Consider the following 20804-nt stretch of genomic DNA (forward strand, 5'->3'; position numbering starts at 1 on the left):
CTACCGGGAAAGGTGAATGGATAAGATCGAAGTTCGGGGCGCCCGCACCCATAATCTCAAAAACATCAACCTCGTTATCCCGCGCGACAAACTCATTGTCGTCACCGGGCTTTCCGGGTCTGGCAAATCTTCACTGGCTTTCGACACCCTGTATGCCGAAGGCCAGCGTCGCTACGTCGAATCGCTCTCCGCCTATGCGCGACAGTTCCTGTCGCTGATGGAGAAGCCGGACGTCGACCATATCGAAGGGCTGTCGCCGGCGATTTCCATCGAACAGAAATCAACCTCTCACAACCCCCGCTCGACGGTGGGTACTATTACCGAAATTCACGACTACCTGCGTCTGCTGTACGCCCGCGTCGGCGAGCCGCGCTGTCCGGACCACGACGTGCCGCTGGCGGCGCAGACCGTCAGCCAGATGGTCGATAACGTCCTCGCCCAGCCGGAAGGCCTGCGTCTGATGCTGCTGGCGCCCATTATTAAAGAGCGTAAGGGCGAGCACACCAAAACCCTGGAAAACCTCGCCAGCCAGGGCTATATCCGCGCACGGATAGACGGCGAAGTCTGCGATCTCTCGGATCCGCCGAAGCTGGAGCTGCAGAAGAAACACACCATCGAGGTGGTCATCGACCGCTTCAAGGTGCGCGACGATCTGGCGCAACGTCTGGCCGAGTCGTTTGAAACCGCGCTGGAGCTCTCCGGCGGTACCGCCATCGTGGCCAATATGGATGATGAGAAAGCGGAAGAACTGCTGTTTTCCGCCAACTTCGCCTGCCCGATCTGCGGCTACAGCATGCGCGAGCTGGAGCCGCGCCTGTTCTCCTTCAACAACCCGGCGGGCGCCTGCCCGACCTGCGACGGCCTCGGCGTGCAGCAATATTTCGATCCCGATCGCGTGGTGCAAAATCCGGAGCTGTCGCTGGCGGGCGGCGCCATCCGCGGCTGGGATCGGCGTAACTTCTACTACTTCCAGATGCTGAAGTCGCTGGCGGAGCACTACAAGTTCGACGTCGAAGCGCCGTGGGGCACTCTCAGCGCCAGCGTGCAGAAAGTGGTCCTGTACGGTTCCGGTAAAGAGAATATTGAATTCAAATACATGAACGACCGCGGCGACACCTCGGTACGCCGCCATCCGTTCGAAGGCGTGCTGCATAACATGGAGCGCCGCTACAAAGAGACGGAATCCAGCGCGGTGCGCGAAGAGCTGGCGAAGTTCATCAGCAATCGCCCGTGCGCCAGCTGCGACGGTACGCGTCTGCGCCGCGAGGCGCGCCACGTGTTTGTGGAAAACACCCCGCTGCCGACCATTTCCGATATGAGCATCGGCCACGCGATGGACTTCTTCAACAATCTGAAACTCTCCGGCCAGCGGGCGAAAATCGCCGAAAAAGTGCTGAAAGAGATTGGCGATCGCCTGAAGTTCCTCGTCAACGTCGGCCTCAACTACCTGACGCTCTCCCGTTCGGCGGAAACGCTCTCCGGCGGCGAGGCCCAGCGTATCCGCCTGGCGAGCCAGATTGGCGCTGGACTGGTTGGCGTGATGTACGTCCTGGATGAGCCCTCCATCGGCCTGCACCAGCGCGATAACGAGCGCCTGCTCGGGACCCTGATTCACCTGCGTAATTTGGGCAACACGGTGATCGTCGTTGAGCATGACGAAGACGCCATTCGCGCCGCCGACCATGTGATCGATATCGGCCCTGGGGCCGGAGTCCACGGCGGCCAGGTGGTGGCGGAAGGGCCGCTGGAGGCCATTATGGCCGTCCCGGAATCCCTGACCGGCCAGTTCATGAGCGGCAAGCGCAAAATTGAAGTGCCGAAGCAGCGCGTGCCCGCCGATCCGGAGAAAGTCCTCAAACTGACCGGCGCGCGCGGCAACAACCTGAAAGACGTGACGCTGACTCTGCCGGTGGGCCTGTTTACCTGCATTACCGGCGTCTCCGGCTCGGGTAAATCAACGCTGATCAACGATACCCTGTTTCCGATTGCCCAGCGTCAGCTTAACGGGGCGACCATCGCCGAACCGGCGCCGTATCGCGATATTCAGGGGCTGGAGCACTTCGATAAAGTCATCGATATCGACCAGAGCCCGATCGGCCGTACGCCGCGCTCCAATCCCGCGACCTATACCGGGGTGTTTACGCCGGTGCGCGAGCTCTTCGCCGGGGTGCCGGAATCACGTTCCCGCGGCTATACGCCGGGTCGTTTCAGTTTTAACGTCCGCGGCGGTCGCTGCGAAGCCTGCCAGGGCGACGGAGTGATCAAGGTCGAAATGCACTTCCTGCCGGATATCTACGTACCGTGCGACCAGTGCAAAGGTAAGCGCTATAACCGCGAAACGCTGGAGATTAAGTACAAAGGCAAAACCATCCACGAAGTGCTGGATATGACCATTGAAGAAGCGCGCGAGTTCTTTGATGCCGTACCGGCGCTGGCGCGTAAGCTGCAAACCCTGATGGATGTCGGCCTGACCTATATCCGTCTCGGCCAGTCGGCGACGACGCTGTCCGGCGGCGAGGCGCAGCGCGTGAAGCTGGCGCGCGAGCTGTCCAAGCGCGGTACCGGCCAGACGCTGTATATCCTCGATGAGCCAACCACCGGTCTGCACTTCGCCGATATCCAGCAGCTGCTGGAAGTGTTGCACCAGCTGCGCGATCAGGGCAATACCATCGTGGTGATTGAGCACAACCTCGACGTGATAAAAACTGCCGACTGGATTGTCGATCTCGGCCCGGAAGGCGGCAGCGGCGGCGGCGAAATTCTGGTTTCCGGTACGCCGGAAACCGTCGCTGAGTGCGAAGCCTCGCACACCGCGCGCTTCCTGAAGCCGATGCTGAAATAATTAGCGGGAAAGCTGCTGCCGGACCGGCTCCGGCAGCATTTTCACCGCCTGCTGGTAAGACGCATCGACCAGGTAGTAGATTTGCGAATCCGGCAGCGAGCCATCCAGAAAGACGGTGCTCCAGTGCGCTTTATTGAGATGCTTGCTGGGCCGGACGTCGCGATGCTGCTGCCGCAGGAGCTCCGCCAGCTCCGGACTCGCCTTCAACGCAACCGCCGGCCGCTGGTCTTCGACCTCCTTCACCATGGCAAACAGCACGTCCGAGACCTTAATCTGCGTGGCTTTCCAGTCGCTGTGGACGCTCTGCTCTGCTCCCGGCTTCGCCATGCAGTACTGCAATAACTCCGAAATTGTCATCTTTTATTCCCCCATGAGCGTCGCAACGATGTGCCGCGAACCGCCGTGTATCCGATGCTCCCCCAGCCAGATGCCCTGCCAGGTCCCCAGCCTGACGCGTCCGTCCTCGACCGGCAGCATCAGCGACACGCCAAGCATCGATGATTTGATGTGCGACGGCATATCGTCAGGGCCTTCATAATCATGTTCGTACGGCGCATTGTCCGGCACGGCGTTGAGAAAATACTGCTCCATGTCATACCGGACGGTGGGATCGCAGTTTTCGTTGAGCGTCAGGGAAGCGGAAGTATGCTGGAGCAGGAGGTGTAGCAGGCCGACCTTCATCCCGGACAGCCCGCGGATCTGGCCGAGGATTTCGTCGGTGACCAGATGAAAACCACGGGATTTGGGCCCAAGCGTCAGGGTTTGCTGATACCACATCATCGACTCCTTTTTGCGAATGAATCCCTCTAAGTGTGCAGCAATACGTGAAAAGGTAAAACCTTCCACCCCGGATTTTGCATAAAAAAACGGCAGCGTCACCGCTGCCGTTTATCCCGTTCAGGCGCCCATCAGTATTCGGAATTGACGATCACTTCTTCGCCCAGCGCGCCGGCCATCGGCAGCGGCTTGTAGGAGGAGTTGGCGGCGCGCAGCACGCGGATCCCGCGGGCGCCCGCCTCGCGGGCAGCGGTAATGTCGTTATCCGAGTCGCCATAGAAAACCTTTATCTGCTTCGCCTGCAGCCACTGGGTCTTGGTGTTCTGACCCGGCTTATCGCCAGCGAAAATCACCGGGTTCATATTGGCGGCCGGGATGAGGAAATCATCCTGCAGGGTTTTAGAAACGGTTTCTGTTTTGGTCTGGCTGCGGCCGGTGACGAACCAGATGCTGTCGCCACGCTTCACATGCATGGCAATCAGCTGGCGCGCCACCTCTTTTGGCATGCTGAATTCGTCCCAGCCGTTGTTCATTTTTTCCCAGAACTGCGGGTTTTTCAGGTAATCCTCACTGCCGGGGGAGAAGGTTTTTTGCCCGCGCCAGAAACCGGGACTGGAGAAGAGGACGGTGTCATCGATATCAAAACCGACGGCCATCGGCGGGCGCCCCAGCAGGCTGTTCTCAATTTGCGCCACCGAAACCCAGTGGATCGGCGCCTGCTCGGCCAGCTGGGCCACGTTGGTACCGACCCACAGCGGCTGCGGCGTGGAGGCGCGCGCCACGACGGCGCTGTTCAGCGTGAACAGGAGAGAGGCCGCCGCAAGGGCGAGAGTAAGTTTGCGCATATTTATCCCTAAATCGATCAATCATTATTGTTTTCAATAATGTGCATGCTTAGTAACGTCCCGACCTTACCCGCAGGCGACAGGGATGAAAAGCCTTTTTCGCGCTGATGTCATAGAAAAAGAGGATGATCACAATCAGAGGGGGTTGCCTCTGCCCGTTGACCGGCAGAGACAACCTGCTGGAGAGCGGCTTACATTACCGCGGCAAAGGCTTTCGCTACCTGCTGAACATTACGTGAGTTTAACCCCGCCACGCACATACGTCCGCTGGCAATCAGGTAGACGCCAAACTCGTCGCGCAGGCGATCCACCTGCGCCGCGCTGAAGCCGGTGTAGCTGAACATCCCGCGCTGCTTGAGCAGATAATCCACTTTGCTGCCCGGAGCAACCTGCTGCAGCGCGTCGACCAGCGCCTGACGCATGGTCAGGATATGCGCGCGCATGGCGTCCACTTCCGCCTGCCAGGTGGCTTTCAGCCCGGCATCGTTCAGCACCGTCGCCACCACCTGCGCGCCAAAGCTCGGCGGGCTGGAGTAGTTGCGGCGCACGGTGGCCTTCAGCTGGCCCAGCACGCGGCCTGCGGTTTCACTGTCTTCACAGACCACCGACAGGCCGCCGACGCGCTCCCCGTACAGGGAGAAAATTTTGGAGAAAGAGTTGCTGACCAGCATCGGCATCCCGGCGCTGGCGATGGCGCGAATGGCGTAGGCATCCTCTTCCAGCCCTGCGCCAAAGCCCTGGTAGGCAATGTCGAGGAACGGGATCAGCTGACGCGCTTTCAGGATCTCCACCACACGATCCCACTGTTCCGGCGTCAGGTCGGCGCCGGTCGGGTTGTGGCAGCAGGGGTGCAGCAGCACAATGTCGCGCGCCGGCAGCGTTTGCAGCGTCGCCAGCAGCGCTTCAAAGCGCACGCCGTTGGTGGCTTTATCAAACCAGGGGTAAGTACTTACTTCGAAGCCAGCCCCTTCAAATATGGCGATGTGGTTTTCCCAGGTCGGGTCACTGACCCAGACATGAGACTCAGGAAAGTAGCGTTTGAGGAAGTCGGCCCCGACCTTCAGCGCGCCCGAACCGCCGACCGTCTGAATGGAGGCGATGCGGTTTTGCTTAAGCGCGCTATGCTCTGCGCCAAACAGCAGCGGGGCAATCACCTGGCGGTAGCCGCTCAGCCCTTCCATCGGCAGATACAGCGAGGCGCCGTGCGGCTCGGCGTTCAGGCGCGCTTCCGCTTCCGCCACCGCCTGCAGCTGCGGGATAATGCCGTCATCGTTGTAATACAGCCCGATACTCAGGTTGACTTTGTCGCTTCGCGGGTCTTCTTTGAAGCGTTCCATCAGAGAAAGAATTGGGTCGCCGGCGTAGGCGTCAACTTTTTGAAACACGCGATGTATCTCCAGGTTTACATAGGGCAGGTTCTTACACAATAAACCGGATATGACGGCAGGTCGAGAGGATGTTGAGGGGAAAGTGACTGCGCAGCGGTATAAACCGCTTTTTTGTCTGCGGCTATACCGATTGCGTACCGGACCAGCGTCTGAGCTATCCGGTACGAACGAGGCTCAGTCGAGGTATTTCATGGCTACGCGGGAGGTCAGTCGCGTAATAAGTTCGTAAGCGCTCACTTTCGTTATCTCGGCGATGCGCTCTACCGGGAGTCCCTCTCCCCACAGCACCACCGCGTCGCCGGCTTTATCCTCGGCCTGCGGGCCGAGGTCAACACAGATCATATCCATCGCCACCCGGCCGACAATCGGCACTTCGCGGCCATTGACCAGCACTGGGGTGCCCGACGGCGCGGCGCGCGGATAACCGTCGCCATAGCCCATCGCGACCACGCCGAGCCGAGTGTCGCGTTCGCTGACCCAGGTGCCGCCGTAGCCGACGGGCTCCCCTGCTTTATGCTCGCGCACGGCAATCAGGCTGGACGTCAGGGTCATCACCGGCTGACAGCCAAAATCTTTCCCGGTGGAGCGATCGTCCAGCGGCGACACGCCATACAGGATAATGCCCGGACGCACCCAGTCATAATGCGACTGCGGCCACAGCAGGATGCCACCCGAGGCGGCAATAGAGCGCCATCCCGGCTTGCCTTCGGTAAAGGTGGTGAAGATATCCAGCTGCCGTTCGGTGGCGCCGCAGGTCGGCTCATCGGCGCGGGCGAAGTGGCTCACCACGTTGACCGGCTGGCGGACGTTTTTGCACTGGCTCAGACGCTGATAAAACGCCTCAGCTTCCTCCGGGCGCACCCCTAAGCGATGCATACCGGTATCCAGTTTCATCCACACGGTCACCGGCTCGGGGAGGTCGGCTTGCTCCAGCGCCGCCAGCTGTTCGGGGCTATGCACCGCCGTATGCAGACGCTGAGCGGCGATCACCGCCAGGTCTTCCGCCGCAAAAAAGCCTTCCAGCAGGAGGATCGGCTGGGCGATCCCCCCCGCTCGCAGGCGCAGCGCCTCTTCCAGGCGGGCGACGCCAAAAGCGTCGGCGTCGGTCAGCGTTCGCGCGGTCTCAACAAGACCGTGTCCGTAGGCGTTCGCTTTCACCACCGCAACCAGTTTGCTGGCAGGCGCCAGTTCACGCAGACGTTGCAGGTTGTGTCGCAGAGCGCGGCGGTTGATAACTACAGTTGCCGCTTGCATTTGAATTCCTTAATTAAAGAAGGAGGAAGGATTACTCATCATCATACTGAGGGCCAGCATAATTATCGAAACGCGACCACTGGCCGTTGAAGGTCAGTCGCACGGTGCCGATCGGGCCGTTACGTTGTTTACCAATGATAATTTCCGCGATGCCCTTCAGATCGCTGTTCTCGTGATAGACCTCATCACGGTAAATGAACATGATTAAGTCGGCATCCTGTTCGATAGAACCGGACTCACGCAGGTCAGAGTTGACCGGGCGTTTATCGGCACGTTGCTCCAGCGAGCGGTTCAGCTGCGACAGCGCCACCACCGGCACCTGCAGCTCTTTGGCCAGCGCCTTCAGCGAGCGGGAGATTTCGGCGATCTCGAGGGTACGGTTGTCGGAGAGCGACGGCACGCGCATCAGCTGCAGGTAGTCGATCATAATCAGCCCGATGCCGCCGTGCTCGCGAGCGATACGCCGCGCGCGGGAACGCACTTCCGTCGGCGTCAGGCCGGAGGAGTCATCGATATAGATGTTACGTTTTTCCAGCAGAATGCCCATGGTGCCGGAGATCCGCGCCCAGTCCTCATCGTCCAGCTGACCGGTACGAATGCGGGTCTGATCGACGCGCGACAGCGAGGCCAGAGAACGCATCATAATCTGTTCCGAGGGCATCTCGAGACTGAAGATGAGTACCGGCTTGTCCTGCAGCATCGCTGCGTTTTCCACGAGGTTCATGGCGAAGGTCGTTTTACCCATCGACGGACGGGCGGCGACGATAATCAGATCCGACGGCTGCAGGCCGGCGGTCTTTTTGTTGAGGTCGTCGTAGCCGGTGTTGACCCCGGTAACGCCGTCGTGGGGCTGCTGGAACAGCTGTTCGATACGGGCGACGGTGGCGTCGAGGACATCGGCGATGTTTTTCGGCCCTTCGTCTTTATTGGCCCGGCTTTCAGCGATTTTAAAGACGCGGGACTCGGCGAGGTCGAGCAGATCTTCGCTGGTTCGCCCCTGCGGGTCGAAGCCGGCCTCGGCGATTTCATTGGCCACCGAGATCATCTCGCGCACGACCGCGCGTTCGCGCACGATGTCGGCATAGGCGCTGATGTTTGCCGCGCTGGGGGTATTTTTGGACAGTTCAGCCAGATAGGCGAAGCCGCCCACGCTGTCCAGCTGTCCCTGACGCTCCAGCGACTCCGCGAGGGTGATCAGGTCAATCGGGCTGCCCGACTCCTGCAGGCGCGCCATCTCGGTAAAGATATGACGATGCGGACGGGTATAAAAGTCGTCGGCAACGACGCGTTCGGCGACGTCGTCCCAGCGCTCGTTATCCAGCATTAAACCGCCCAACACCGACTGCTCCGCTTCAATCGAGTGCGGCGGGACTTTCAGCCCGGCGAGCTGCGGATCGCGTTCGCGGGTTTCTGTCTGTGGTTTGTTGAAGGGTTTATTTCCTGCCATAGCCTAACGTTTCACCGATACGGAAAAGAGCGTGACAGTATAGCGAGAAAGCCATTGCCGCTAAAGAACCCATTCAGCGTGACTGGCCTGAGGCGGGTAAGAAAATCCGTCGCCGCCGCCGCAGGCTGTTAAGCTTACTGGATAATCTCAGAACAACACAGGAGCGAACATGGCAACACGCATCGAATTTTCAAAACACGGGGGGCCGGAGGTGCTTCAGGCGGTTGAATTCACGCCCCGCGATCCCGCTGAGCATGAAATTCAGGTCGAAAACAAAGCCATCGGTATCAATTATATCGACACCTATGTTCGTGGCGGCCTCTATCCGCCGCCCTCGCTGCCGAGCGGCCTCGGCACCGAAGCGGCCGGCGTCGTCAGTAAAGTTGGCCACGGGGTATCGCACATTAAGGTAGGCGATCGGGTGGTGTACGCCCAGTCGGCGCTCGGCGCCTACAGCACGGTGCACAATGTGCTGGCCGACAAAGCGGCGGTCCTCCCGGACGCCATCTCTTTCGAACAGGCCGCCGCGTCGTTCCTCAAGGGATTAACGGTCTGGTATCTGCTGCGCAAAACCTATGAAATTAAGCCTGATGAGATGTTCCTGTTTCACGCGGCCGCCGGCGGCGTGGGGCTGATAGCCTGTCAGTGGGCGAAAGCGCTGGGGGCGAAACTTATCGGCACCGTCGGCAGCGCGCAGAAGGCGCAGCGCGCCAAAGCGGCGGGCGCCTGGCAGGTGATTAACTATCGCGAAGAACCTATCGCGGAGCGGCTCAAAGCGCTCACCGACGGTAAGAAAGTCGCCGTGGTCTATGACTCGGTAGGGAAAGATACCTGGGAAGCCTCTCTGGACTGTCTGCAACGCCGCGGCCTGATGGTCAGCTTTGGCAACTCTTCCGGCCCGGTAACCGGCGTTAATCTGGGGATCCTGAACCAGAAAGGTTCTCTGTATGTCACCCGCCCATCGCTACAGGGCTATATCACCAACCGGGAAGAGCTGGCGGAAGCCTGCAGTGAGCTGTTTTCGCTGATCGCCAGCGGCGTGATTAAAGTGGACGTGCCCGAGAGTCAGACCTATCCGCTGACCGAAGCGCGACGAGCGCATGAAGTTCTGGAGAGCCGGGTGACACAGGGGTCGAGTCTGCTGCTGCCGTAAGCGGACAAAGGGACAAAAGTTTAGGGCTTCCACCTGGGAAGCCCTTACTTTTTTTTAGTTCGGCTGTATGTAGGGTACAGCGCGATGAATTCGTTAACGCGCTAATAGTGACAGATTTGCGCAGTAATGCCTACGCGGTTCTGTGCAAAATTGTTCAGGTTGTGACATACCCCTCAATACCTTAGTAACGCCAACGGTTATTGTCGCGAAAAGCGTTTCCGTCCGGGGTTTTCAGTGCCCGAATAACCCACACCACCACCACAGCCAACAGCAGCCACGGCAGCAATTTAATCATTAAAGCAAACAAACCGCCGACGAACATCAGCGCCGTAGCCACCACGATGGCGGCGATAATCCCCAACAGCGATACGCCGGTGACCAGCAGCATGACAAAAAATCCGATGACAAATAACAGTTCCAGCATGGCTCTCTCCCCACAGTCATTAATATGTCGCTCTGCAGGTATTACAAAAAACATGCCAACAATAACCAACTGAATTTAAAAGAAAACGCCCCGCAATGGTGTGCGGGGCGTGGTCAATTTCACCAGGTTTTGGTGAGAAACTAACGCTTATCGGCCACCAGCTTCAGGGCCTGCTCCAGCACCGCAATGTCGGCGCCGGCTTTATGCGCATTCTCGCTCAGGTAGCGACGCCACTGGCGGGCGCCCGGGATACCTTGAAACAGTCCCAGCATATGACGGGTGATATGGCCCAGATAAGTACCCTTGCTGAGCTCGCGCTCAATATACGGGTACATGGCCCGCACGACGGCCACGGGATCGGCATCCGCGCCGGCGACGCCGAAAATCTCCCGGTCGACCGAAGCCAGAATGCCCGGATTCTGATAGGCCTCACGCCCGACCATCACCCCATCCATATGCTCAAGCTGTGCTCTGACTTCATCCAGCGATTTGATGCCGCCGTTAATCGCCATCGTCAGATGGGGGAAGTCGCGCTTCAGCTGCCAGACGCGGGGGTAATCCAGCGGCGGGATCTCGCGGTTCTCTTTCGGGCTCAGACCGGAGAGCCAGGCTTTGCGGGCGTGAATAATAAACATCTCACATTCGCCCTTGCCGGAGACCGTCTCAATGAAATCGCAAAGGAATTCATAGCTATCCTGGTCGTCGATGCCGATACGGGTCTTCACCGTGACCGGGATCGACACCACATCGCGTATCGCTTTGATACAGTCGGCCACCAGCTGGGCATTCCCCATCAGACAGGCGCCAAACATCCCGTTCTGCACCCGATCGGAGGGGCAGCCGACGTTGAGATTGATCTCATCATAGCCGCGCGCCTCGGCCAGCTTCGCGCACTGCGCCAGGGCCTGCGGATCGCTGCCGCCGAGCTGCAGAGCAACCGGGTGTTCTTCTTCGCTATAGGCCAGATAGTCCCCTTTGCCGTGAATAATCGCCCCGGTGGTCACCATTTCGGTATACAGCAGCGTATGCCGCGACAGCAGCCGCAGGAAGTAGCGGCAATGCCGGTCAGTCCAGTCGAGCATCGGCGCGATGGAGAAGCGGTGAGCAGGAAAAACAGGTGACGTTAATTCAGGCATCATGGCGAATAAATAAGCATCCGGGTAAAAAGGGGCGCTACTATAGCATAAAGATAAACCACAGGCGCGTAGTGCGCCGCGCTTCGCCCCTTCCCGGTGTCGATTACTTTATCCGCGGTTTGCCGTCATGTGGGCCAAAGAACTGCGGCGGATGATCAACCCAGCGATCCTGGCGCGTCGCGGCATAGCCGGGATTGAGCGGGTAGTAAATTCGGTTGTACTTTTTGTTGGCCTCACCCACCACCAACAGACGAACCTCCTGCCCGGTGTTATTGAGAAAGGTGTGGCAAACGCCGGTGCCGGCGGGGAAACCCACGCTATCGCCCGGCTCCAGCTTCCAGAGATAGCCGTTTATCCACACTTCCGGATAGCCCTCCAGCACATAGATGAACTCTTCCTCATCGCTCTCCGCGTGCGGGTAAGAGGTGCGCCGCCCGGGCGGCAGTCTCTCGTGGTGGATCCCCAGCCGGTTGAGGCGTAAACCGCGCCCCAGCGGCGCGCCAATGGAAAAACGCTCCGGGCTGTCGGGATAAGTGGCATCGTCGGGCCCTTCCAGTTCGCGCCAGTGGCGAATGCAATCAGGTCGTTTCATCGTTTTCTCCCGAAAATGAGACACTTCAGATATAGCATACCCTGGGTCAGGCGTGTTGCGATTAAATCGGGCATGACGGTTTTAGCGACCGGCTAAGGCGCAGCCTCCACGAGCGTCAGCGGCCAGCGCCAGGGAGTGGACTGGCGCCGACAATCTGAAGTATGACCCGCATCACCCGTCGGGTCTCGGCGTTTTCCGCGGAACGTGATAAAGTAACAGATTCAATTTCACGCAACCTGAGGATGCTCATGGATAAGTCCCCTTCGCAAGAGATGTTAGCGCATGCTGAAAAGCTGTGTGCGCAACGCGGCGTACGCCTGACCCCACAGCGTCTGGAAGTGTTGCGCCTGATGAGCCTGCAGCAAGGGGCAATCAGCGCCTACGACCTGCTGGATCTGCTGCGTGAGAAAGAGCCGCAGGCAAAGCCGCCGACGGTCTACCGCGCGCTGGAGTTTTTACTCGAGCAGGGTTTTGTCCACAAGGTGGAATCGACCAACAGCTATGTGCTGTGTCATCTCTTTGACCAGCCAACCCACAGCTCGGCCATGTTTATCTGCGACCGCTGCGGCGTGGTGAAGGAAGAGGCGGCTGAAGGGGTGGAAGATATCATGCACACGCTGGCGGCCAGAATGGGCTTCGCCCTGCGCCACAACGTGATTGAAGCTCATGGCCTTTGCGCGAGCTGCGTGGAAGTGGAAGCCTGCAGCACGCCGGGACACTGCCAGCACGATCATACGATTCAACTCAAAAAGAAAGCCCGCTGAGCGGCAGCCGCAGCGGGAAAAAGGGTTAACGGCGCGTCCCTGCGCCATTTAGACAGGCACTAACACAAATGCTTCATTCTTCGGATCACGGAACGCTACCAGCGATAGTCGTTCTTATGCTCCCAGTCTGAGACTTCTTTCTCAGCCTGATCTTTCTCATAGCCGTAACGCTCCTGAATTTTGCCGACCAGCTGGTCGCGCTTCCCTTCGATTACGGTCATATCGTCATCGGTAAGTTTGCCCCACTGTTCCTTGGCTTTACCTTTCAACTGTTTCCAGTTACCGCCGATTTCGTCTTTATTCATGATAACGTCCTCATCATTCGGTGGGTTTACAGCCCGTTTTGTGCCGGACATGGTATTAACTATAGATGAGAATGCTGGCGCCGATTCGTTATTCGGAATTTTTAACCATAGCCCTCATTGGAAACGCTGAAGGTGGTTTTCCCGGCACGCGCTACGCTCGCCGGGCTACTGAGTCGCTCCGGCAAACCTGGCGCGACCGAAGGACGTTCACCGATAATGGCGAGCTAGAGAAAGGGCTAACTAAACCAGGTGCCGCGTCGCCAGTGGCGGCGCCAGATCAGCGCCAGCGACAGGCCTCGCAGCGCGAGAAACACCGCCAGCGCCAGCCACAGGCCGTGATTGCCGAGCGCCGGGACCGTAAGCAGCGTCACGGCGAAGCCGGCCGCGGCGACCGCCATACTGTTCCGCATCTCCGCGCCGCGCGTCGCGCCGATAAACATGCCGTCCAGCAGATAGCACCAGACCCCGACCACCGGCAGGATGGTCTGCCAGATCAGATAGCGATCGGCCAGCTGCTGCAGGGAAGGCAGCGAGGTTAACAGCGCGATGATGTACTCCCCCGCCAGGCTGTAAACCAGGGCAAACGCCAGCGCCACCATACCGGACTGCCGGCAGGCCGCCCGCCACACCTCCAGCAGCTGGCTGCCGTCGCGCGCGCCGTAGGCCTGGCCGGAGTGGGCCTCCACGGCATAGGCAAAGCCATCCAGCGCGTAGGCGGTAAAGGTCAGCATGGTCATTAGTACGGCGTTGACCGCCACGATATCGCTGCCCAGACGGGCGCCGTAGACGGTCAGCGCGCCAAAGCACAGCTGCAGCAGCAGGGAGCGCAGCATGATGTCGCGATTCAACGCCAGCAGACGGCGCATGTCGCCGCGCCAGGCGTTTTTCAGCATCGCCAGCGACACGCCGCGCAGCGTTAGCACCCGCTTCGCCATCATCAGGCCGATAATGAGAGTGGCGTACTCCGCGGTGACCGTGGCCAGCGCCGCCCCCTGGACGTTCATCCGCAGGCCCATCACCAGCCACAGGTCGAGCACAATATTCAACAGATTACCGACCACCAGCAAAATCACCGGCGCCCGGGCGTACTGGACCCCCAGCAGCCAGCCGAGCAGCACAAGGTTGGCCAGCGACGCGGGAGCGCTGAGCCAGCGGATATCGAGAAACCGTCTCGCCTGCTCGAGAACCGCCTCGCTGCCGCCGACGATATGCAGGGCGAGGTTAATCAACGGCAGGCGAAACAGGATAATCAACACCCCGGCGCCCAGCGCCAGAGCCAGCGGCTGCACCAGCGCCCGCGCCAGTCGCAGCGGATCTTTGGCCCCCCAGGCCTGAGCGGTCAGCCCGGTGGTGCTCATGCGAAGAAACAGCAGCAGCATAAACAGGAAACTGGTGGCCGTCGCTCCGACCGCGACGCCGCCGAGGTATACCGGGCTGTCAAGGTGGCCGATCACCGCGGTATCCACCAGCCCCAGCAGCGGGACGGTGATATTGGAGAAAATCATGGGGAGTGCAAGGCGCCACAGCGCTTTATCGGCAGCGTTGAGCAGCATGTTCGGAGACCTGATTGAGGACAAACGTCGCAGCGTCATGCATCAGATGACGCTGCGCAGGGGCAGGCGTTACAGCCATTCTCCATTACGGATCACGCCAACGGCCAGACCCTCAATGGTAAAACTCTGCTGACGCAGATCGACAACGATAGGGGTAAATTCGCTGTTTTCTGGCAACAGTTCGACGACGTTGCCCTGCTTTTTCAGGCGCTTCACCGTCACTTCATCGTCAATGCGCGCTACCACCACCTGGCCGTTACGCACATCCTGGGTTTTGTGGACCGCCAGCAGATCGCCATCCAGAATACCGATGTCTTTCATCGACATCCCGCTGACGCGCAGCAGAAAATCGGCGTTGGGCTTGAACATCGACGGGTCGACCTGATAGTGGCCTTCAATATGCTGCTGCGCCAGCAACGGCTCACCGGCGGCGACGCGGCCGATCAGCGGCAGGCCGTGCTCTTCTTCCGTCAGCAGGCGGATACCGCGCGAGGCGCCGGAGACGATCTCGATTGCGCCTTTACGCGCCAGCGCTTTCAGGTGTTCTTCCGCCGCGTTTGGGGAACGGAACCCCAAGCGCTGAGCAATCTCCGCACGCGTCGGCGGCATGCCCGTCTGGCTGATATGATCCCGAATGAGATCAAACACCTCTTGCTGCCTGGTCGTTAACGCTTTCATTCCGCCCCCTGGGTGTATATACAGTTATGCTGTGAGTATATACAGCTAACGGTGATTTTGGAACCACATGGCACACAAAAATCGGCAGATTGTTTATATTTTGCGAGGGTTAGCGAAGAACGTTAGTGATAATGGCTCCACAGCAGCGTTCCCCAGGTGATCAGCGCGATGATTATCGCCAGCAGGACCGCCGCCGACCCCATGTCTTTGGCGCGCCCTGAAAGCTCGTGATAATCCGAGCCAATACGGTCCACGACCGCCTCAATCGCGCTGTTGAGAATTTCGACTATCATCACTAGCAGGACCGAGCCAATCAGCAATACGCGGGTGATGGCGTCGACGTCCAGCCAGCAGGCTATCGCGACGGCCACGATGGCGGCGACACCTTCCTGACGAAACGCGGCCTCGTTGATCCACGCCGCGCGAAATCCTTTCCAGGAGTAACCTGCCGCCTTAATGATTCGGGTTAACCCGGTGGTATTATTGGCCATCACAAAACCTTTTTATGTAAATGACGTCGATGAGTGTACGCGTTTGCCGCGCGGTAACGGAAATTTTGCCCGCTTTCTGTTATTCTTGCCGCGCATTTGCATGATTAACCAGAGGCTTCACATCGTTTATGTCCGGCTGGCAACGAATTTACTATAAATTACTGAATTTACCATTACGGGTGCTGGTAAAAAGCAAGTCTATTCCGGCAGAGCCTGCTCAGGAATTAGGACTCGATACCTCGCGTCCGGTCATGTACGTCCTGCCCTATAACTCCAAGGCGGACCTGCTGACGCTGCGCGCCCAATGTCTGGCGCATGATTTACCTGACCCGCTTGAACCGCTGGAAATCGACGGCGCCCTGCTGCCGCGCTACGTATTCATCCACGGCGGGCCGCGCGTATTCACCTACTACACGCCAAAAGAAGAGTCCATCAAGCTGTTCCATGACTACCTCGATCTGCACCGCAACCATCCGGATCTCGATGTGCAAATGGTGCCGGTGTCGGTGATGTTCGGCCGCTCGCCGGGTCGTGAGAAAGGGGAAGTTAATCCGCCGCTGCGGATGCTTAACGGCATTCAGAAATTTTTCGCCGTCTCCTGGCTCGGCCGCGACAGCTTCGTGCGCTTCTCGCCTTCCGTATCGCTGCGCCGCATGGCGGATGAGCACGGTACCGATAAGATCATCGCCCAGAAACTGGCTCGCGTCGCGCGGATGCATTTTGCCCGCCAGCGCCTGGCCGCCGTCGGCCCGCGTCTGCCGGCCCGCCAGGATCTGTTTAACAAGCTGCTGGCGTCGAAGGCCATTGCCCGGGCGGTGGAAGACGAAGCGCGCAGCAAGAAAATTTCCCACGAGAAGGCCCAGCAGAACGCGATTGCGCTGATGGAAGAGATTGCCGCGAACTTCTCTTACGAGATGATCCGCCTGACCGACCGCATTCTCGGCTTCACCTGGAACCGCCTGTACCAGGGCATCAACGTGCATAACGCCGAGCGCGTACGCCAGCTGGCGCACGATGGCCATGAGATTGTCTATGTCCCCTGCCACCGCAGCCACATGGACTATCTGCTGCTCTCTTACGTCCTGTACCACCAGGGGCTGGTGCCACCGCATATCGCGGCGGGTATCAACCTTAACTTCTGGCCAGCCGGGCCAATCTTCCGCCGCCTCGGCGCGTTCTTTATTCGCCGCACCTTTAAGGGCAATAAGCTCTACTCCACGGTGTTCCGCGAGTACCTTGGCGAACTGTTCAGCCGCGGCTATTCCGTAGAGTATTTCGTCGAAGGCGGCCGCTCCCGTACCGGCCGTCTGCTCGATCCGAAGACCGGTACGCTGTCGATGACCATCCAGGCGATGCTGCGCGGCGGCACCCGGCCGATCACCCTGGTGCCAATTTACATCGGCTACGAGCACGTGATGGAGGTAGGGACCTATGCCAAAGAGCTGCGCGGCGCCACCAAAGAGAAAGAGAGTCTGCCGCAGATGGTGCGCGGCTTAAGCAAGCTGCGCAATCTTGGCCAGGGCTACGTTAACTTCGGCGAACCGCTGCCGCTGATGACCTATCTGAACCACCATGTGCCGGAGTGGCGGGAAGCGATTGACCCGATCGAAGCGGTCCGCCCTTCCTGGCTGACGCCGACGGTGAATAACATCGCCGCTGACCTGATGGTACGCATCAACAACGCCGGCGCGGCCAACGCCATGAACCTCTGCTGTACGGCGCTGCTGGCCTCCCGCCAGCGTTCGCTGACCCGTGAGCAGCTCACCCAGCAGCTGGAGTGTTACCTCGCGCTGCTGCGCAATGTGCCCTATTCGCCGGATGCCACCGCGCCGTCCGCTTCGGCCAGCGAGCTTATCGACCACGCGCTGCAGATGAACAAGTTCGAAGTCGAGAAAGACACCATTGGCGACATCATCATTCTGCCGCGCGAGCAGGCGGTGCTGATGACCTACTATCGCAACAACATCGCCCATATGCTGGTGATGCCGTCGCTGTTAGCCGCCCTGGTGACTCAGCATCGTCATCTCAGCCGCGCCGAAGTGCTGCGCCATGTGGAAACGCTCTATCCGTTCCTCAAAGCCGAGCTGTTCCTGCGCTGGGAGAAAGCGGAGCTGGCCGGAGTGATGGATGCGCTGATTGCCGAGATGCTGCGTCAGGAGCTGATCGTCATCGATGGCGATGTGATGAGCCTCAACCCGTCGCACTCTCGCTCTCTGCAGCTGTTGGCCGCAGGCGCCCGCGAGACGCTGCAGCGCTACGCCATTACCTTCTGGCTGCTGAGCGCTAACCCGTCTATCAACCGCAGCTCGCTGGAGAAAGAGAGCCGTACCGTGGCTCAGCGCCTGTCGGTGCTGCATGGCATCAACGCGCCGGAGTTCTTCGATAAAGCGGTATTCAGTACCCTGGTGCTGACCCTGCGCGATGAAGGCTATATCAGCGATACGGGCGATGCCGAGCCGGAAGAGACCCTGAAGGTCTATCGGATGCTGGCGGATTTGATTACGTCGGATGTACGTCTGACGATCGAAAGCGTCACGCAGGACGACGCGTAACGCGGCGTTTGCTGTCCTCCTCGCCCCCCGGCAAACCGGGGGGATGGGGCCAGGGATTTTACAGGTAGCTCATCGCCAGGCCGAGGAACAGCACCAGCCCGACGTAGTTATTGTTCATAAACGCTTTAAAGCAGTTATCGCGGTCGCGATTGAAGATAAGCTTCTGCTGCCAGCCAAACAGACCCGCCGCTACGAACAGCGACCAGTAGTATTCCCAGCCCAGCCCGTTCAGCCAGCCTACCGCGCCCATCAGCGCCAGCACGGCCACCTGCAGGATACCGATAATCAGACGATCGTTTTCGCCGAACAGGATCGCCGTCGATTTAATGCCGATCTTGACGTCGTCATCGCGATCCACCATCGCATACTGGGTATCGTAGGCCACCGCCCACAGAATGTTGGCGAGGAACATCAGCCAGCAGCTCAGCGGCAGCGATTCGCTGACGGCCGAGAAGGCCATTGGGATCGACCAGCCAAAGGCCGCCCCCAGCACCACCTGCGGCAGATGGGTGTAGCGCTTCATAAACGGATAGACCCACGCCAGCGCCAGCGCCGCCACCGACAGCAAAATCGTCATGGTGTTGAGGGTGAGCACCAGCAGGAAGGAGAGCAGCACCAGAACGATAAACAGCGTTCGCGCCTCTTTCTCGGTGACGTCGCCGCTCGGCAGCGGACGGCGGGCGGTACGCTTTACGTGACCATCAAATTTTCGATCGGCATAGTCATTCACCACGCAGCCGGCGGCGCGCATCAGCCAGACGCCGGCGACGAACACCGCCAGGATCCACAGCGGCGGGACGCCCGGCGAGGCCACCCACAGCGCCCACAGCGTCGGCCACAGCAGCAGCAAGGCGCCGATCGGTTTGTCAGTGCGCATCAGGCGATGAAACGCCAACAGCTTATTCTGCGACAGACTCCACTCCATTTTTTCTTCCTCTTAGTACAACGGCGACGCAGGCAAAAACAGCTCGGTCAGCAGCAGGGGTTTGCCGCTCAGCCGCAGACGGGAACGACGCCCCCACAGCGCTGCATCGCGACCAATTTCAATAAAATCGCGGGTTAACGTCGACGACGTGAACAGGTATCGGCCCAGCGGGGTCTGCCCGAGCTGCTGTAGCGCCAGCTCCGGCCCACACAGCGTCGACTCCGGCACCACCGTGCGTCCGGCCAGCCAGGGCTCGCCATCGGCATTGAGTATAATCTCCCGCAGCCAGTAGCGCGGCTCGTCGGGCAACAGCGCCGCTTCGTCAGCCAGCGCCTCACGCCCGATATACCCTTCGTTAACCAGGGTGACGGTGACCTGCTTTCCTTGTTGCTCAAAACGCTGGGTCATTGAGTCCTCCAGCAGCAGCCAGTCACTCAGGGGCGGCGCCAGGGGCGGCATAACGGCAAAATAGCGCAGCGCACGCAGTCGCGTAAGCGCAGGATGGGACATGCCTGATTCTCCGGTACATAACGTGAGAGCATTGTATCGCAGAATAGGCGGTTGGTGGCGGGCAAACGTCAATATACGATCATTCACGCAACAGCCATGCAACAGACCGCCGCGCGTGCAAAAAAAGGTGCATCCCGGAGGATGCACCTAAAGGCTGTGCCTAAACATCAGCATTGTGGGGAGACGATTACCCCTTGCCTTTTACACTGCTGATAAAGGTGGAACGAGCGGATTTGGAGCCGAGGCGCTCAGCTTCGTTCATCAATTTCAGGGCTTTGTCGATGTCACCTTGTTTCACCGCCTGCTTAATACCGTTGTTGAAGTAGGTCTCGGTATCGCTGAGCATCGGTTCGCTTTTGGCGGCCGGCGCCGCAGCGGCTGCGGCGGCTGGCGCAGCTACCGGCGCCGCGGTGTTACCGACGGTGACCGGGCCCGGGCCGGAGGAGCCGAACAGCGGCCCCACCAGCACGCTGGAGGTGCTGTTGGTTTTCACTTTCAGCTTCAGCACGCCATCGGTGGTATGTTTGGCGATCGGATCCGGGATGTCCGGCGCCGCATTGCCTGCGCCTTTGGCATAGGCCTTCGCCGGATCCAGCAGGGTGGTGGTCTGCTGGAGATCTTTCTCAGTGGTAAACACCAGCACATAGAGCTTCTGCTGGCCCAGCGCCGGGGTCAGGCGCATCACACCGCCCAGGCGATCGGCAGTCATCACGCCCGGCTGCTGATAGGTAAAGTAGTTGCTGGGAAAGAACGCCGCTGGCGTCATGTTCTGGTCGAGAATCAGCACGTTCGGCGCAAAAATCTGCTTATGTTTGTTCAGTTCGCTGTCGAGGGTCAGGGTCAGCTCACCGATATTGGCCGGCACGCTCCAGGCGGCGACCGGTCCGACGATCCCTGGAACATCCAGGCGTTGACCGCCGGTGGTTAAATCTACGCTCTGCGTCTTCGATTGATCGGCAGGCGTCCAGATCAGTTGCTGCAGCGCGCTGGCTGGAATAGACGGCGCGGCGCTGGTGTTCTGCGGTACAAAGTTAACATCGGCAAGGCTCATCCCCGGCACGCATGCCAACATCCCTGCGGATAAACACAGAGCGACGAGAGTTTTCTTCATTTTCATTCTTCTCACCTTGGATAGCATCGGTTTAGCGGTAGCCAGGCAATAGCGCGC

At 59.5% G+C, this 20804-nt stretch carries 20 protein-coding genes; 4 read left to right on the forward strand and 16 right to left on the reverse strand.

Features of this window, described 5'->3' with window-relative positions; translation table 11 throughout:
* Positions 1-16: 16 nt before the first annotated feature.
* Entirely contained in the window at positions 17-2842 is a 2826-nt protein-coding gene (gene uvrA / locus ABLV54_RS15815) for an excinuclease ABC subunit UvrA (RefSeq protein ID WP_023291635.1), read from the forward strand.
* Here the strand turns inward: uvrA and ABLV54_RS15820 are convergent, their stop codons facing one another.
* From ABLV54_RS15820 to dnaB, 6 genes are all read right to left on the reverse strand, one after another.
* Positions 2843-3199, reverse strand: a complete 357-nt coding sequence (locus tag ABLV54_RS15820; RefSeq protein ID WP_023291634.1) for an MmcQ/YjbR family DNA-binding protein — start codon at positions 3197-3199, stop codon at positions 2843-2845.
* Positions 3200-3202: 3 nt separating this feature from the next.
* Positions 3203-3619: a secondary thiamine-phosphate synthase enzyme YjbQ gene (locus ABLV54_RS15825; RefSeq protein ID WP_048296434.1), complete on the reverse strand. Its 417-nt coding sequence runs from the start codon at positions 3617-3619 to the stop codon at positions 3203-3205.
* A gap of 131 nt (positions 3620-3750) precedes the next feature.
* On the reverse strand, positions 3751-4464 hold the full coding sequence (gene aphA, locus ABLV54_RS15830) for an acid phosphatase AphA (protein ID WP_004151745.1): 714 nt from the start codon (positions 4462-4464) through the stop codon (positions 3751-3753).
* Between the two features lie 191 nt (positions 4465-4655).
* Positions 4656-5849 carry an aromatic amino acid transaminase gene (tyrB, locus tag ABLV54_RS15835; RefSeq protein ID WP_047718372.1) on the reverse strand — a complete coding sequence of 398 codons (1194 nt, stop codon included), beginning with the start codon at positions 5847-5849 and terminating at the stop codon, positions 4656-4658.
* 177 nt (positions 5850-6026) lie between these two features.
* Positions 6027-7106, reverse strand: a complete 1080-nt coding sequence (gene alr, locus ABLV54_RS15840; protein ID WP_050533634.1) for an alanine racemase — start codon at positions 7104-7106, stop codon at positions 6027-6029.
* Positions 7107-7137: 31 nt separating this feature from the next.
* On the reverse strand, positions 7138-8553 hold the full coding sequence (dnaB, locus tag ABLV54_RS15845; protein ID WP_002884942.1) for a replicative DNA helicase: 1416 nt from the start codon (positions 8551-8553) through the stop codon (positions 7138-7140).
* 169 nt (positions 8554-8722) lie between these two features.
* Between dnaB and ABLV54_RS15850 the strand changes: the two genes are divergently transcribed.
* Entirely contained in the window at positions 8723-9706 is a 984-nt protein-coding gene (locus ABLV54_RS15850) for a quinone oxidoreductase (protein WP_023291630.1), read from the forward strand.
* Positions 9707-9887: 181 nt separating this feature from the next.
* Here the strand turns inward: ABLV54_RS15850 and pspG are convergent, their stop codons facing one another.
* From pspG to ABLV54_RS15865, 3 genes are all read right to left on the reverse strand, one after another.
* Positions 9888-10130 (reverse strand): envelope stress response protein PspG, encoded by a 243-nt coding sequence (gene pspG, locus ABLV54_RS15855; RefSeq protein ID WP_004206297.1) that lies wholly within the window; start codon positions 10128-10130, stop codon positions 9888-9890.
* A gap of 140 nt (positions 10131-10270) precedes the next feature.
* Positions 10271-11269 (reverse strand): tRNA dihydrouridine(20/20a) synthase DusA, encoded by a 999-nt coding sequence (dusA, locus tag ABLV54_RS15860; RefSeq protein ID WP_348814190.1) that lies wholly within the window; start codon positions 11267-11269, stop codon positions 10271-10273.
* A gap of 100 nt (positions 11270-11369) precedes the next feature.
* The gene (locus tag ABLV54_RS15865; RefSeq protein WP_050533632.1) at positions 11370-11858 is read right to left on the reverse strand and encodes a cupin domain-containing protein; all 489 of its coding nucleotides are present in this window, start codon (positions 11856-11858) and stop codon (positions 11370-11372) included.
* Positions 11859-12106: 248 nt separating this feature from the next.
* On the opposite strand from ABLV54_RS15865, the gene zur reads away from it, so the two are divergent.
* Positions 12107-12622 carry a zinc uptake transcriptional repressor Zur gene (zur, locus tag ABLV54_RS15870; protein WP_023291627.1) on the forward strand — a complete coding sequence of 172 codons (516 nt, stop codon included), beginning with the start codon at positions 12107-12109 and terminating at the stop codon, positions 12620-12622.
* Positions 12623-12717: 95 nt separating this feature from the next.
* Here the strand turns inward: zur and ABLV54_RS15875 are convergent, their stop codons facing one another.
* The 4 genes from ABLV54_RS15875 to ABLV54_RS15890 form a co-directional block, all read right to left on the reverse strand.
* Positions 12718-12927, reverse strand: a complete 210-nt coding sequence (locus ABLV54_RS15875) for a CsbD family protein (RefSeq protein ID WP_023291626.1) — start codon at positions 12925-12927, stop codon at positions 12718-12720.
* A 236-nt stretch (positions 12928-13163) separates the two neighbouring features.
* Positions 13164-14480, reverse strand: coding sequence for an MATE family efflux transporter DinF (gene dinF, locus ABLV54_RS15880; RefSeq protein WP_044525128.1), 1317 nt, complete (start codon positions 14478-14480; stop codon positions 13164-13166).
* Positions 14481-14549: 69 nt separating this feature from the next.
* Positions 14550-15158, reverse strand: coding sequence for a transcriptional repressor LexA (gene lexA, locus ABLV54_RS15885; protein WP_004206291.1), 609 nt, complete (start codon positions 15156-15158; stop codon positions 14550-14552).
* Positions 15159-15280: 122 nt separating this feature from the next.
* Positions 15281-15649 carry a diacylglycerol kinase gene (locus ABLV54_RS15890; protein ID WP_004206290.1) on the reverse strand — a complete coding sequence of 123 codons (369 nt, stop codon included), beginning with the start codon at positions 15647-15649 and terminating at the stop codon, positions 15281-15283.
* A gap of 128 nt (positions 15650-15777) precedes the next feature.
* Here ABLV54_RS15890 and plsB point away from each other — a divergent pair, with 128 nt between their 5' ends.
* Positions 15778-18201: a glycerol-3-phosphate 1-O-acyltransferase PlsB gene (gene plsB, locus ABLV54_RS15895; RefSeq protein WP_017900122.1), complete on the forward strand. Its 2424-nt coding sequence runs from the start codon at positions 15778-15780 to the stop codon at positions 18199-18201.
* A 58-nt stretch (positions 18202-18259) separates the two neighbouring features.
* Here the strand turns inward: plsB and ubiA are convergent, their stop codons facing one another.
* The 3 genes from ubiA to malM form a co-directional block, all read right to left on the reverse strand.
* A complete protein-coding gene (gene ubiA / locus ABLV54_RS15900) occupies positions 18260-19126 on the reverse strand; it encodes a 4-hydroxybenzoate octaprenyltransferase (protein ID WP_002884808.1) in 867 nt (288 codons plus the stop codon).
* Between the two features lie 12 nt (positions 19127-19138).
* Positions 19139-19636: a chorismate lyase gene (ubiC, locus tag ABLV54_RS15905; RefSeq protein ID WP_017900123.1), complete on the reverse strand. Its 498-nt coding sequence runs from the start codon at positions 19634-19636 to the stop codon at positions 19139-19141.
* Between the two features lie 187 nt (positions 19637-19823).
* Complete coding sequence (malM, locus tag ABLV54_RS15910; protein ID WP_008807310.1) at positions 19824-20753, reverse strand: maltose operon protein MalM; 930 nt, start codon at positions 20751-20753, stop codon at positions 19824-19826.
* Between the last annotated feature and the right edge of the window lie 51 nt (positions 20754-20804).

It is taken from the genome of Klebsiella sp. JB_Kp042 (assembly GCF_040065275.1).
Lineage (GTDB): Bacteria > Pseudomonadota > Gammaproteobacteria > Enterobacterales > Enterobacteriaceae > Klebsiella > Klebsiella quasipneumoniae.

Coding starts and splice junctions, on each gene's coding strand:
- uvrA (WP_023291635.1), top strand. CDS start 17: ATGGATAAGATCGAAGTTCGGGGCGCCCGCACCCATAATCTCAAAAAC.
- ABLV54_RS15820 (WP_023291634.1), bottom strand. CDS start 3,199: ATGACAATTTCGGAGTTATTGCAGTACTGCATGGCGAAGCCGGGAGCA.
- ABLV54_RS15825 (WP_048296434.1), bottom strand. CDS start 3,619: ATGTGGTATCAGCAAACCCTGACGCTTGGGCCCAAATCCCGTGGTTTT.
- aphA (WP_004151745.1), bottom strand. CDS start 4,464: ATGCGCAAACTTACTCTCGCCCTTGCGGCGGCCTCTCTCCTGTTCACG.
- alr (WP_050533634.1), bottom strand. CDS start 7,106: ATGCAAGCGGCAACTGTAGTTATCAACCGCCGCGCTCTGCGACACAAC.
- dnaB (WP_002884942.1), bottom strand. CDS start 8,553: ATGGCAGGAAATAAACCCTTCAACAAACCACAGACAGAAACCCGCGAA.
- ABLV54_RS15850 (WP_023291630.1), top strand. CDS start 8,723: ATGGCAACACGCATCGAATTTTCAAAACACGGGGGGCCGGAGGTGCTT.
- pspG (WP_004206297.1), bottom strand. CDS start 10,130: ATGCTGGAACTGTTATTTGTCATCGGATTTTTTGTCATGCTGCTGGTC.
- dusA (WP_348814190.1), bottom strand. CDS start 11,269: ATGATGCCTGAATTAACGTCACCTGTTTTTCCTGCTCACCGCTTCTCC.
- ABLV54_RS15865 (WP_050533632.1), bottom strand. CDS start 11,858: ATGAAACGACCTGATTGCATTCGCCACTGGCGCGAACTGGAAGGGCCC.
- zur (WP_023291627.1), top strand. CDS start 12,107: ATGGATAAGTCCCCTTCGCAAGAGATGTTAGCGCATGCTGAAAAGCTG.
- ABLV54_RS15875 (WP_023291626.1), bottom strand. CDS start 12,927: ATGAATAAAGACGAAATCGGCGGTAACTGGAAACAGTTGAAAGGTAAA.
- dinF (WP_044525128.1), bottom strand. CDS start 14,480: ATGCTGCTCAACGCTGCCGATAAAGCGCTGTGGCGCCTTGCACTCCCC.
- lexA (WP_004206291.1), bottom strand. CDS start 15,158: ATGAAAGCGTTAACGACCAGGCAGCAAGAGGTGTTTGATCTCATTCGG.
- ABLV54_RS15890 (WP_004206290.1), bottom strand. CDS start 15,649: ATGGCCAATAATACCACCGGGTTAACCCGAATCATTAAGGCGGCAGGT.
- plsB (WP_017900122.1), top strand. CDS start 15,778: ATGTCCGGCTGGCAACGAATTTACTATAAATTACTGAATTTACCATTA.
- ubiA (WP_002884808.1), bottom strand. CDS start 19,126: ATGGAGTGGAGTCTGTCGCAGAATAAGCTGTTGGCGTTTCATCGCCTG.
- ubiC (WP_017900123.1), bottom strand. CDS start 19,636: ATGTCCCATCCTGCGCTTACGCGACTGCGTGCGCTGCGCTATTTTGCC.
- malM (WP_008807310.1), bottom strand. CDS start 20,753: ATGAAAATGAAGAAAACTCTCGTCGCTCTGTGTTTATCCGCAGGGATG.